General features: G+C 67.9%; 12 protein-coding genes. 7 read left to right on the forward strand and 5 right to left on the reverse strand.

The window, feature by feature from the left end; genetic code table 11:
• Positions 1–443, reverse strand: a 443-nt coding sequence (locus tag ABDW59_RS16045; RefSeq protein WP_343630843.1) for a YqiA/YcfP family alpha/beta fold hydrolase, incomplete at its 3' end; no start/stop codon positions are given.
• A gap of 288 nt (positions 444–731) precedes the next feature.
• Between ABDW59_RS16045 and ABDW59_RS16050 the strand changes: the two genes are divergently transcribed.
• The 3 genes from ABDW59_RS16050 (at position 732) to ABDW59_RS16060 (ending at position 5,333) form a co-directional block, all read left to right on the forward strand.
• On the forward strand, positions 732–3,485 hold the full coding sequence (locus ABDW59_RS16050) for a zinc-dependent metalloprotease (RefSeq protein ID WP_343630844.1): 2,754 nt from the start codon (positions 732–734) through the stop codon (positions 3,483–3,485).
• A 231-nt stretch (positions 3,486–3,716) separates the two neighbouring features.
• Positions 3,717–4,028 (forward strand): helix-turn-helix domain-containing protein, encoded by a 312-nt coding sequence (locus ABDW59_RS16055; protein ID WP_343630845.1) that lies wholly within the window; start codon positions 3,717–3,719, stop codon positions 4,026–4,028.
• 9 nt (positions 4,029–4,037) lie between these two features.
• Positions 4,038–5,333, forward strand: a complete 1,296-nt coding sequence (locus ABDW59_RS16060) for a type II toxin-antitoxin system HipA family toxin (protein ID WP_343630846.1) — start codon at positions 4,038–4,040, stop codon at positions 5,331–5,333.
• A 74-nt stretch (positions 5,334–5,407) separates the two neighbouring features.
• Here ABDW59_RS16060 and ABDW59_RS16065 read toward each other — a convergent pair whose 3' ends face one another.
• From ABDW59_RS16065 to ABDW59_RS16080, 4 genes are all read right to left on the reverse strand, one after another.
• Positions 5,408–6,490 carry an AI-2E family transporter gene (locus ABDW59_RS16065; RefSeq protein ID WP_343630847.1) on the reverse strand — a complete coding sequence of 361 codons (1,083 nt, stop codon included), beginning with the start codon at positions 6,488–6,490 and terminating at the stop codon, positions 5,408–5,410.
• Positions 6,491–6,599: 109 nt separating this feature from the next.
• Positions 6,600–7,964 carry a UDP-N-acetylmuramate:L-alanyl-gamma-D-glutamyl-meso-diaminopimelate ligase gene (gene mpl / locus ABDW59_RS16070; RefSeq protein ID WP_343630848.1) on the reverse strand — a complete coding sequence of 455 codons (1,365 nt, stop codon included), beginning with the start codon at positions 7,962–7,964 and terminating at the stop codon, positions 6,600–6,602.
• 175 nt (positions 7,965–8,139) lie between these two features.
• The gene (gene hemL / locus ABDW59_RS16075) at positions 8,140–9,426 is read right to left on the reverse strand and encodes a glutamate-1-semialdehyde 2,1-aminomutase (RefSeq protein WP_343630849.1); all 1,287 of its coding nucleotides are present in this window, start codon (positions 9,424–9,426) and stop codon (positions 8,140–8,142) included.
• 64 nt (positions 9,427–9,490) lie between these two features.
• A complete protein-coding gene (locus ABDW59_RS16080) occupies positions 9,491–10,453 on the reverse strand; it encodes a bifunctional hydroxymethylpyrimidine kinase/phosphomethylpyrimidine kinase (protein WP_343630850.1) in 963 nt (320 codons plus the stop codon).
• Positions 10,454–10,586: 133 nt separating this feature from the next.
• Here ABDW59_RS16080 and ABDW59_RS16085 point away from each other — a divergent pair, with 133 nt between their 5' ends.
• The 4 genes from ABDW59_RS16085 to ABDW59_RS16100 all read left to right on the forward strand — a co-directional run bounded on the left by ABDW59_RS16085 (position 10,587) and on the right by ABDW59_RS16100 (position 12,320).
• Positions 10,587–10,778 (forward strand): rubredoxin, encoded by a 192-nt coding sequence (locus tag ABDW59_RS16085; protein ID WP_084452486.1) that lies wholly within the window; start codon positions 10,587–10,589, stop codon positions 10,776–10,778.
• A 150-nt stretch (positions 10,779–10,928) separates the two neighbouring features.
• On the forward strand, positions 10,929–11,324 hold the full coding sequence (locus ABDW59_RS16090) for a response regulator (RefSeq protein WP_067065646.1): 396 nt from the start codon (positions 10,929–10,931) through the stop codon (positions 11,322–11,324).
• A 104-nt stretch (positions 11,325–11,428) separates the two neighbouring features.
• Positions 11,429–11,794, forward strand: a complete 366-nt coding sequence (locus ABDW59_RS16095; protein ID WP_067065647.1) for a response regulator — start codon at positions 11,429–11,431, stop codon at positions 11,792–11,794.
• 7 nt (positions 11,795–11,801) lie between these two features.
• On the forward strand, positions 11,802–12,320 hold the full coding sequence (locus ABDW59_RS16100) for a chemotaxis protein CheW (RefSeq protein WP_343630851.1): 519 nt from the start codon (positions 11,802–11,804) through the stop codon (positions 12,318–12,320).
• Positions 12,321–12,350 lie beyond the last annotated feature (30 nt).

The following is a 12,350-nucleotide window of genomic DNA, read 5'->3' on the forward strand; positions in this document are numbered from 1 at the left end:
TTCAGCGCGCGCAGCTCGTCGACGAATTCGGGGCGGAAGAAGAAGTGCTCGTCGGGGTTCTGCCAACAGGTCTGCTCGCCGATGTAGTGGGCCAGATCCCGCGCCGGATCGACGGCGGGATTCAGCAGCACCGTGCGCGCGCCGCTGCCCTGCGCCACATGCGTCGCATAGAAGCCGCCCAGCGAGCTGCCCATCACCGCCATGGTCGCGCGCGGCCAGTCGCGGATCAGCTCGGCCACCAGGGCCATCGCCTCGCGCGGCGAGGGCGGCAGCTGCGGGCTGGCGAAGACCAGGTCGCCGGGGCGATGCTCGGCGACCCAGCGCGCCATGCGCATCGCCTTGGCCGAGCGCGGCGACGAGCGGAAGCCATGCAGATACAGCAGATGTGTGCGACGTGCGGGCGGCGTGCCCTGCGGCGGTGCGGCGGAGATCGGAGCGCTCATGGCGCGGCAGTGTAGGCGCGGCGCGCGGGGCGATCGTGCGAATGGCCGATGGCATCGAGCATCCGGGGCAGGGTGAGCCCGACGTCACTTCCGGCATGGGTCATTCGGCGCGCGAAGATCGCGCCCGCGTCGCGGCGGCAGCGTGCCGTTGCGCTCGTTACTTCGCATTGACGCGTGGCCCCGGGCCCCGCACATTGCGCGATCCGGCCGGACCCCAGGGAGGGGCCGGCATTTCCCAACAGGGCCCGTGCCGGCGACCCCGGCCTCGCCCAGAACAAGACGTCGACCATGATCCACAGGGACACGATCCAGCTGACGGCCATCGCGGCCGCGGCGCTGCTGCTGACCGCCTGCGCCACGCCGGGCACCCCCCCCACCGCCGCCGCGCCGGCCGCCCCCGCCGCGCAAGCGCCGGCCAACGCCGCCTCCGGCGCGCCGGGCGCCCCGGGCGCGACCTCGCCGATGACGGCCGCGCGCCCGCCGGTCGACCCGACCGCGCCCAAGCCCTTCGCCGAAGTCAGCCGCGACACCAAGCGCCAGGACGGCCTGTTCCCGATCCTGCGCAAGGACGAGAAGGTCTGGATCGAGATCCCGCGCGCGATGCTGAACAAGCCCTTCCTGTTCACCATCAACATCACCAGCTCCATCGGCGAGCGCGGCTTCTACGCCAGCCAGATGGGCCCGGACGTGATGGCCGAATGGCGCCGTGTCGGCAACACCGTTCAGCTGATCGCGCTGAACACCAAGTTCCGCGGTGAAGGCGGCGGCAAGCGCGCCGTCGAAGAGGCCTTCTCGCCCTCGCTGCTGGCCGCCGGCCCCGTGGCCAGCGCCGATCATCCGGAGCGCAAGTCCTTCCTGGTCGACGCCGGCCTGCTGCTGACGGACATCCCCGGCATGTCCACCCGCCTGGAGATGGCCTACCGCCTGCCCTATGCGGTGGATCGCGGCAACTCCTACTTCGAGAACACCCGCGCCGACGCGCAGCTGAGCACGCTGGGCGCCAAGGTCCATTACTTCACGCCGCGCATCCCGGCCCCGCCGCTGGTGCCGCCGCCCGTGCCGGTGCCGACGCCGCCGCAGGCCACGCCGGACGCGCGCTCGATGTTCATGGGCTTCGTCTACAACTTCCGCGCGCTGCCCGAGCAGCCCGCCGCCACGCGCCGCGCCGACGGCCGCCTGGGCCACTTCACCGAGTCGTACACCGACCTGGGCGACGACCTCAAGCCCAATCCGCGCGTGCACAACGTCAACCGCTGGCGCCTGGAGAAGAAGGATCCGTCCGCCGCGCTGTCCGAGCCGGTGCAGCCCATCGTCTACTGGATGGACAAGAACATCCCGCCGAAGTACCGCCCCGCGGTCGAGGCCGGCATCCTGGAATGGAACAAGGCCTTCGAGAAGATCGGCTTCAAGAACGCCGTCGTGGCCAAGCAGCAGCCCGACGACGCGGACTGGGACAACATGGACGCGTCGCACGCGTCGATCCGCTGGTTCGTGGGCTCGGACGTGGGCTTCGCCATCGGCCCCAGCCACGTCGATCCGCGCACCGGTGAAATCCTGGATGCGGACATCGGCATGAGCGACGTGTTCAGCCGCGGCGGCCGCGCCTTCATCGCCGAGGACGCCCCGCGCGGCCTGCACGATCACGGCACCGGCGAGGTCGCCTCGATCGGCGAGGCCCATGCGCTGGCCGCCCTGAACCAGGGCTGGCGCGACAGCCGCAACGCGACCTACTGCACCTATGCGCAGGACGCGGCGGCGGAGATGTCCTTCGCGCTGGACGTGCTGGAGTCGCGCGGCGAGATCGCCCCCGACAGTCCCGAAGCCGACGCCTTCATCCAGGCGCGGATCAAGGACGTGATCATGCATGAGGTGGGTCACACGCTGGGTCTGAAGCACAACTTCAAGGCCTCGACGCAGGTCACGCAGGCGCAGCTCAAGGACAAGGCCTGGACCGACGCGAACGGTCTGTCGGCCTCGGTCATGGACTACAACGCCTACAACATCCCGCTGCAGGGCGAGGCGCCGACCACCTACAACAACACCACGCTGGGCGCCTACGACTACTGGGCCATCGAGTACGCCTACAAGCAGGTCCCCAAGGAGACCGAGGCCGCCGAGCTGCTGCGCATCGCGTCGCAGAACACGCTGCCGGGCCATGCCTACGCGGACGACTACGACGCGGGCGGTTTCGGTCCGATCGACGGCATGGATCCGCTGATCAACCGCTTCGACCTGGGCGACGATCCGCTGGCCTATTACAAGAAGCGTCTGAAGCTGACGCAGGAGCTGTGGGCGCGCGTGCAGAGCCGCAAGCCCGAGGCCGGCGACGATCCGCTGCGCCAGCGCCGTCAGCTGCAGAGCGGCTTCTCGCAGCTGGGCCGCGCGTCGGAGCTGGTGGGCAAGTACGTGGGCGGCATGATCACGAACCGTGACGTCCCGGGCGCGGCCACGCCGGCCCAGCGTCCGGTCGATCCGGCCAAGCAACGCGAGGCGCTGCGCTTCCTGGCCACCGGTCTGTTCAGCGCGGACAGCTTCCGCTTCAAGCCGGAGTTCCTGACCTCGATCACCGCGGACTACGTGGACATGAACAACCGCGGCTTCGTCAGCATTCCGGCGGCGGTGTCGCGGGTGCAGCTGGCGGCGCTGGATCGCCTGCTGCAAGCGCAGACGGCCATCCGCCTGATCGAGCTGCCGAACTACGTGCCGGCCTCGCAGCGCAAGGGGCTGATCTCGATCCACGAGGTCTACTCGACGGTGCAATCGTCGATCTGGAGCGAGCTCAAGACCGGCGCGGAGATCGATCCGCTGCGTCGCAATCTGCAGCGCGAGTACCTGCGCCGTCTGCAGGCCAACTTGACGCGCGGCGGCGCGGCGTCGGGTCAGTTCGCCGAGGCCTACGCGGTGCTGCGTCTGAACGCGGTGCAGCTGCAATCGGAGCTGCGCGCGGCCCAGGGCAAGGGCTCGATCGAGACCCGCGCCCATCTGGCCGAAAGCCTGGACCTGATCAGCACCGTGCTGAAGGCATCGATGACGCGCACTTGATGGGATGAGCGGCTCGGTCCTGGTGATCGGGCCTCTCCAGCATCCAAGCGAAAGGCCGGCATTGCCGGCCTTTTTTATGGGTCTGATGGGAACTCTTATTTGATTTATTGGTTCTCATAAGACCCTTAATGGAGTCTTGACGATTGCTCTCCTAAGTGCTTACATACGGTCCCTATGGGAACCGTAAAAGCGTTTGATGGGTCTGGACAGAGCCCTAAGGAAATTCGCCCGTTGCCCGCACCCGTCGGGCGCGTGCTGTCCAAGCTCGGGGGCGATATCAACCGGGCTCGGCGACGGCGGGGGCTCTCGCAGCAGTCGTTGGCCGAGAGGGCCGGCGTCGGCCTGAGCACGATCAAGCGACTGGAGGCGGGAGATCCGCGCATGCAGTTGCATGTGCTGGGCAGGGTGCTGATGGTCTTCGGCGAAGTCGGGCGCTTGGATCACCTTCTTGACACCGGGCTGGACGACATCGGACTTGCGCTGATGGACGAGCAACTGCCCAAGCGGGTTCGCACCAGCAAGTCTCGCGATGGCGCGTTCTGAGGAGCGCAGATGCCGCCAGCCACCAAGCCTCTGAACAGTGATGTCTTCGGCGTGTGCCTCGGAGATGCCGCAGTCCCCGTCGGTCGACTCAAATTCGTTTCGCAGGGGCGACGCGAACTGGCGCAGTTCGTCTATGAGGATTCCTGGCTGTCGCATGAGCGCTGCTTCGAGATCTCTCCAGATCTTCCCCGGCAGTCGGGGTATTTCTCGCGACGTGCAGCGGGTGATCGTGACTCGCCATTCTTCTTCGCGCTCGCCGATACCGAACCGGATGCCTGGGGGCGACAGGTCATCGACCGTGCGCATGCCAAGGCGCGACGCAAGGATGCGACTCTGGCTCCTTTGCGTGCCATCGACTATCTCTGCGCGGTCGACGACTTCAGCAGGATCGGAGCGCTCCGTCTCACGAGCGGCGATCAGTGCCTGCGGGCAGTCCCACAGGGCGAACGTGCGACGCCTCCCTTCATTGAGCTGGAGCGCGTCTATCGCGCTACTCGTGCCGTCGAGTCCAGCAAAGAAACGCAGGAGGATCTCCGTTACCTCCAAGGCAAGGGAACGTCTCTGGGGGGCATGCGCCCGAAATGCACGGTGCTCGACGAGACGGGACATCTGGCGATCGGGAAGTTCCCAAGCATCGCGGATTCGATGAACGTCACTCGGGCCGAGGTGCTCGCCCTGCGATTGGCACGAAGGGCTGGCATCGACGTGCCGGAGGCGCGTGCGGTGGAGGTCAAGGGCATCCCCATTGCGCTGATCCGGCGCTTCGACAGGACGACGACCGGAGCCCGAATTCCCTACTTGTCAGCGGCGTCCATGCTGCAAGCGGAGCGCGAGGAGCGCCGGGCCTACACCGAACTCGTCGACCTCCTCATGCGCAAGGGCGCCAATCCGTCTGCTGACGCGCGAGAGCTCTGGCGGCGGCTGGCGTTCAATCTGCTGATCACCAACACCGACGACCATCTTCGCAATCTCGGGTTCCTTTACGACGGCGGTGGCCAGTGGCGGCTCGCGCCGGCCTTCGACCTCAATGCGATGCCCGGCAAGCTGCGCGAATCGAAAACCTGGTTGAGCGAGGACTCAGGCCCGATCGATTCCATCGGCATGCTCATGGACGCTTGCGGGTACTTCAAGCTTTCGGGCAGCGATGCCCGCACGGTCCTCGAAGAGGTCGTGGATGCGATTGACGCGTGGCGCCACGAGGGCATGGCGCCGGAAGTAGGCTTGACCAAGCGTGAGCTCGACGCCTTCAAGGACGCCTTCGAGCACGATCAGACGCGCGAGGCGAGAGAGCTGCTCCGCGCGTAGTCGCGAACTGAAAACGGCGCCCGAAGGCGCCGCTGTGTAGATGGACCAGGCGAGCCGCTCGGTGGCTCAGACCCTCAAGCGTCCCTGTCCCCGACCGGATACCGCCGCTCGGCGGCCACGATGTCCCAGACGGCGATGAACATGGCCGCGAACAGCGGGCCGATCACGAAGCCGTTGATGCCGAAGGCCGACATGCCGCCCAGCGTCGACAGCAGCACGATGTAGTCCGGCATCTTGGTGTCCTTGCCCACCAGCAGGGGCCGAAGCAGGTTGTCCACCAGCCCGATCACCACCGTGCCGAAGAGCAGCAGACCCACGCCCGAGGCGATCTGGCCCGTCGCGAGCAGATAGATCGCCACCGGCGCCCACACCAGCGCCGCGCCCACCGCCGGCAGCAGCGACAGGAAGGCCATCAGCACCGCCCACAGGACCGGCGCATGGATGCCCAGCACCCAGAAGGCCAGTCCGCCCAGCGCGCCCTGGATCGCGGCCACCGCGATGTTGCCCTTGACCGTCGCGCGGATCACCGTCCGGAACTTCTCGCCCAGCTGGCGCTTGTAGGAGTCCTGCAACGGGAGCGCATCGCGGATGCGGGCCGAGAGCTGCTCGCCGTCGCGCAGCAGGAAGAACAGCAGGTAGAGCATCACGCAGAAGCTCACCAGGAAGTCGAAGGTGTCCTGGCCGAAGCCCAGCGCCTTGGTCGCCATGAACTGGCTGCCCTGGTTCAGCGCGCTTCCCAGCTTTTCCTGCAGGTTGGACAGGTTGTGCAGGCCCACGCGCTCCAGCAGCTCCAGCAACCAGGCCGGCAGCGCGGCATAGACCTGCGACACATAGACGCCGAAGTTGAACTTGCCGCTCTTGACCATCTCGAAGACGACCGTCGCCTCCTTCACCAGCGCGCCCATGATCCAGGTCAGCGGCAGCACCACCAGCAGCAGGATCAACACGATGGTCAGCCCCGAGGCGACACCCGGCCGCTTCGTCTTGCGCAGCAGCTTGCGATACAGCGGTTGGAACACGATGGCCAGCGCCACCCCCCACAGCACCGCGCTCAGCATCGGCCACAGGATCCAGCCGAACGCCACCGTCACCAGTGCCAGCAGGCACAGGAAGGACCGGTTCTGCAGCGCAGGCACCAGCTTGCCAGGACCACTCATCGTCTCGTCGCTCCTCGGGAACTGTCGAATGTCGGCGGGGCAGGCAAGAACCGACCCCGCTCGGATCCGGACACCCGCCCGGATCGGCGCGGGGCGCAGGATCGCCGGTTTACCTCAGCGCGTCCAGCAGCTTTTCGTGGATGCCGCCAAACCCGCCGTTGCTCATGCACAGCACGTGATCGCCCGGCTTGGCCGCCCGCTTGACCATGGCCACCAGCGCGTCGACGTTGGCGCCCACCAAGCCCTGCTCGCCCAGCGGGGCCAGCGCCTCGGCCGCGTCCCAGGTCAGACCGTCCTGGTTGCAGAAGCTCAGATCGGCCTCCTCCAGCGCCCACGGGAGCTGCGCCTTCATGGTGCCTAGCTTCATCGTGTTGGAGCGCGGCTCGAAGACCGCCAGGATGCGCTCCTGCGGCGCGATGCGGCGGCGCAGACCGTCGATGGTGGCGTGGATGGCCGTCGGGTGATGCGCGAAGTCGTCGTAGACCTTCACGCCGCCGGCCTCGCCGCGCAGCTCCAGCCGGCGCCGCACGTTCTTGAATGTGCCCAGCGCCTCGGCGGCCTTCTCGGGATCGACGCCGACGTGCTCCGCCGCCGCGATCGCGGCCAGCGCGTTGAGCTGGTTGTGCTCGCCCAGCAGGTCCCAGGTGACGTGGCCGACCTTGAGGCTGCCGCGCAGCACGTCAAAGGACGTCGGCTCGCCGCGGGCGCGCAGCGCGCCGGGCTCTTCCTTGCGGGCGCCGAAGCGCTGCACCTCGCTCCAGCAGCCGCGCGCCAGCACGCGCTGCAAGGCCTCCTCACGGGCGTTCACCACGAGGCGGCCCGTGGACGGGACGGTCCGCACGAGATGGTGGAACTGGGTCTCGATGGCGGCCAGGTCCGGGAAGATGTCCGCGTGGTCGTGCTCGAGGTTGTTCAGGATGGCCGTGCGCGGCCGGTAATGGACGAACTTGCTGCGCTTGTCGAAGAAGGCGGTGTCGTACTCGTCGGCCTCGATGACGAAATACTTCCCGCCGCCCAGCCGCGCCGACACGCCGAAGTTCTGAGGAACGCCGCCGATCAGGAAGCCCGGCGCCAGGCCCGCCGCCTCCAGGATCCAGGTCAGCATCGACGTCGTCGAGGTCTTGCCGTGTGTGCCCGCGACGGCCATCACATGCTTGCCCTGCAGCACGTGCTCGGCCAGGAATTGCGGACCGCTGGTGTAGGGCAGGCCCGCATCCAGGATGGCTTCCATCAGCGGGAAGCGGCCTTCCGACGAGCGCGTCACCACATTGCCGACGACGAACAGATCCGGTTTGAGCGAGAGCTGCTCCGCGCCGAAGCCCTGGATCAGCTCGATGCCCAGGGCCTCCAGCTGCGTGGACATCGGCGGATAGACATTGGCGTCGCAGCCGGTCACCGTGTGGCCGGCCTCGCGCGCCAGTGCCGCCAGGCCGCCCATGAAGGTGCCGCAGATGCCAAGGATGTGGATATGCATGTCTCTCTCTCAGCTGCTGTACCAAACGGTAAGCAAGGGTAATGCCTGTCGCGAGGTGAAATACCCGCGCAAGCCCGGGCACGCCGCCTGACGAGCGCATCGGAAATCCCGGCGCTCCGAGGTCCCGAGGTCACGGCAAAGGGCCGGCACTCGGCCCGGCCCGTCGCCGGTCGTTTCAGCGCAGCGCGGCGCGGGCGGCATCCAGCGTCGCGTCGATGTCGGCGTCGCTGTGGGCGGCGGAGACGAAGCCCGCTTCATACAGCGCGGGGGCCAGGTAGACGCCCGCGTCCAGCATGCCGTGGAAGAAGCGGTTGAAGCGGTCCTTGTCCGTGGTCATCACGGTCGTGTAGTTTTGCGGGAGCTCCGGCAGCAGGAAGAAGCCGAACATGCCGCCCTCGCAATCGGCGGAGAAGGGCACGCCGTTCTCGGCCGCGACGGCCTTCAGGCCGTCGACCAGACGCCGGGTCCGCGCGGTCAGCGCGTCGAAGACGCCGGGCTTTTTGAGCTCGCGCAGCGTGGCCAGACCGCAGGCGGTGGCCACCGGATTGCCCGACAGCGTGCCGGCCTGATAGACGCCGCCCAGCGGGGCGAGGTGGCGCATGATTTCGCGGCTCGCGCCGAAGGCCGCCAGCGGCATGCCGCCGCCGATGACCTTGCCGAACACGCTGATGTCGGGCACGAAGCCGGGAATCAGATCGGCGTACAGGCCCTGCGCGCTGCGCAGGCCCACGCGGAAACCGGTCATCACCTCGTCCAGCACCAGCAGCGCGCCGTGCTGGCGGCAAAGCTCGCGCAGCCGGGTCATGAACGGGACGCTGGCGCGAACGAAATTCATGTTGCCGGCGATGGGCTCGATGATCACGCAGGCCAGCTCCGGGCCGTGCAGCGCGAAGGCTTCCTCGAGCTGCGCGACGTTGTTGTACTCGAGCACGAGGGTGTGCTGCGCCGTCTCGTCCGGCACGCCGGCCGAGGTCGGGTGGCCGAAGGTCGCCAGACCCGACCCCGCCTTCACCAGCAGCGCGTCGGTGTGGCCGTGGTAGCAGCCCTCGAACTTGATGAACTTGCTGCGACGCGTCGCGCCGCGCGCCAGCCGGATCGCGCTCATCGTCGCCTCGGTGCCGGAGCTGACCAGGCGGATCTGCTCGCAGCTGGGGACCAGGGCCAGGATCTCCTCGGCCAACTCGACCTCGCGCTCGGTGGGCGCGCCGAAGGAGAAGCCTTCCAGCGCGGCCCTCTGCACCGCCTCCAGCACGGCCGGATGGCCGTGGCCCAGGATCATCGGGCCCCAGGAGCCGATGTAATCGATGTAGCGCTTGCCGTCGGCGTCGACGATGTAGGCGCCTTCACCGCGCTTGATGAAGCGCGGCGTGCCGCCGACCGCGCGGAAGGCGCGCACCGGCGAATTCACGCCACCAGGAATGACGCGCTGGGCGCGGGCGAACAGGGTCTCGTTCTGGCTCATGGGATCGGGTCCGTACTACTCGAGGGTCGCCGCGCGGCGCGAAAGCGTTTGTCGCGGGGCAGGGTCAGTGGATGCGGCGCGGGCCGCCCCGGCTGGGCGGCTCGTCCATGGCGACTTCGTCGGTCGTGGCGGCGGTCAGCGGCTGGCCGTCCTCGCCTTCCTCACCGGGCGGCAGCGCCCAGAAGAAGCGGTCCGGCACCACGTTGCCCATGCCGGGACGGAATCCCGCCTCCAGCGATTGGTCCAGGAACGCCAACGCCTCGCCGACCGCGTCGTGCGGCTCGGCGCCCACCGACAGCAGCGCCGCCAGCGCGGCCGACAGCGTGTCGCCGGCGCCCACGAAGCTGGCTTCGAAACGCTCGAACTTCTCGCCCGTGATGGCGCCCTGCGGGCCGGCCAGCACGTTGTCGATGAATTGATTGGGAAGGCCGATGCCGGTCACCAGCACATGGGCGGCGCCATGCTGGTTCGCGGCGACGGCCAGCTCGCGCGGGGAGGCCGGGCGATCCGCGTCCCAGTCCGGGAGCAGGCAGTCGCTCAGCGTCTTGTGGTTGCCCACCAGCACCAGCGTCTGGGGGAGCACCAGCTCGCGGAAGGCGTCCAGGTAGCTCTGCTGCTGCTCCTCGTCCAGCCAGGAGATGCTGGGGAGATAGGCCACCAGCGGCGTGTCCGGGTAGTCGGACAGCACCTCCGCGACCGAGGAGATGCCCTCGGCGCTGCCCAGGAAGCCGACCTTCCAGGCGGCGACCGGGACGTCCTCCAGGATGGAGCGGGCCTGCTCGACGATGACGTCGCCGTCCAGGGTGTGGTGGTCGAAGACTTCGGCCGTGTCGCGCATGACGATGGCGGTCACCACCGGCAGGGCGTGCGCGCCCATGGCGGCGATGGTGGCCACGTCGCCCGCGCTGCCGCCCGCGCCGCTGGGGTCGCTGGCGTTGAAGCTCATCACGCAGGCGGGCGGGGGGGATTCCTGCTCGTCGTCGACGGCGTCGTGGGGGGCTTGCGAGGAGAGGTCTGGGCGGCTCATGAATGGGTGGCGCGAAGCCGTGAACTGATGCGCGGGATGTGAAGAAGCACCGGTATCGACTGTTGTTTCATCGGTACTTCTGCCCTCCGATCGGCTTGGGGGCCGTGGCTACAATCTTTCGATCATTGTAGTGATGCAAAGTCAACCCATCGTGAGCGAAGCAAGGACCTGGATGTGCCTGATCTGTGGCTGGATTTATGACGAGGCCGCGGGTGATCCCGAGCACGGCATCGCCGCCGGCACACGTTGGGAGGATGTCGACATGAACTGGACCTGTCCTGAATGCGGTGCCCGCAAGGAGGACTTCGAGATGGTCCAGATCTGACCCCGATCTGACCCGTATTTCCGGGCGCCGGCCGATCGTCCTGTCATCGATCATCGCCGCCGACCCGGAAGCCGGACGCCCGTCGTCCGGCGACTGTCGCGAGCTTGAAATTTCTCTGACAACCAACGTCTGAACCATACGGAGAACAGCTTGGAATCCAGCGCGAGCCCCCGCACGGCGACCAAGGTGCTGGTCATCGACGACAGCAACACGATCCGCCGCAGCGCCGAGATCTTCCTCAAGCAGGGCGGCCACGAGGTCGTGCTGGCCGAGGACGGTTTCGACGCGCTGGCCAAGCTCAGCGACTACCAGCCCGACCTGGTGTTCTGCGACATCCTGATGCCGCGCCTGGACGGCTACCAGACCTGCGCCATCATCAAGCGCAACCCGCAGTTCTCCAACGTCCCGGTGATCATGCTGTCCTCCAAGGACGGCCTGTTCGACAAGGCGCGCGGCCGGATGGTGGGCTCGCAGGACTACCTGACCAAGCCCTTCACCAAGGACCAACTGCTGCAGGCGGTCCAGCAGCACCGGCGCGAGGCCTGAGCCCGCGTCCGGCCTCCAGCCCAGTTTCTGCTTCACCCACCCAACGACGCCCAATCCGACCCGGCCGCCGCACGCCGTCGCGGGGCGCCACAAGGGGAGATCTCATGCCCATCCAAAAGATCCTGCTGGTCGACGACTCCAAGACCGAGCTGCACGCGCTCAGCGACATGCTGGGCAAGCGCGGCTTCTCCGTGCGCACCGCCGAGAACGGCGAGGAGGCGATGAAGCGCCTGGCCGAGGAGAAGCCCGACCTGATCCTGATGGACGTGGTCATGCCCGGCCAGAACGGCTTCCAGCTGACCCGCGCCATCACCCGCGACGAGCGCTACGCCGACGTCCCGGTGATCATGTGCACCAGCAAGAACCAGGAGACCGACAAGGTCTGGGGCATGCGCCAAGGCGCGCGCGACTACGTCGTCAAACCCGTCAAGGCCGAGGAATTGCTGGCCAAGATCAAGGCGCTGGGCTGAGCACATCATGGCCAACAAGCAAGCGCTGCGCGAACTTCAACAACGGCTGGCGCAGCGCATGCAGGCGGCGCGCGAAGCGCCCCAGGCTGCCAGCTGGCTGGCCGTCGAATGCGCCGGGCTGGGGTTGCTGCTCCCGCTGAAGCAGTCCGGCGAGATCTTCACGCCGGTCCCGCTCCAACCCGTCCCCTACACGCAGCCCTGGATGCTGGGCGTCGCGAATCTGCGCGGCGGCCTGCACACGGTGGTGGACCTGTCGGCGTTCCTGGGCCTGCGCGGCTCCACGTCGCTGAGCGCGTCCCATCGGCTGGTGTCGGTGAATCCTGAACTGGGCATCAACTGCGCGCTGCTGGTGGATCAGCTGCTGGGGCTGCGCGGCGACGAACAACTCCAGGCCGAGCCCGATGCGCCCGGCCATCCGGACTTCGCCCCGGCGCGCATGCGCGACGGCGAGGGCCGGCGCTGGCAGGTGCTGGATCTGGAAGCACTGGCCCGGCATCCGCAGTTCCTGCGCATCGTGTTGAACTGAGCGCCAGACGGCGAGGCCAAGGTCCCGTCC

The sequence above is a fragment of the Roseateles sp. genome (assembly GCF_039595295.1).
Classification (GTDB): domain Bacteria; phylum Pseudomonadota; class Gammaproteobacteria; order Burkholderiales; family Burkholderiaceae_C; genus Roseateles.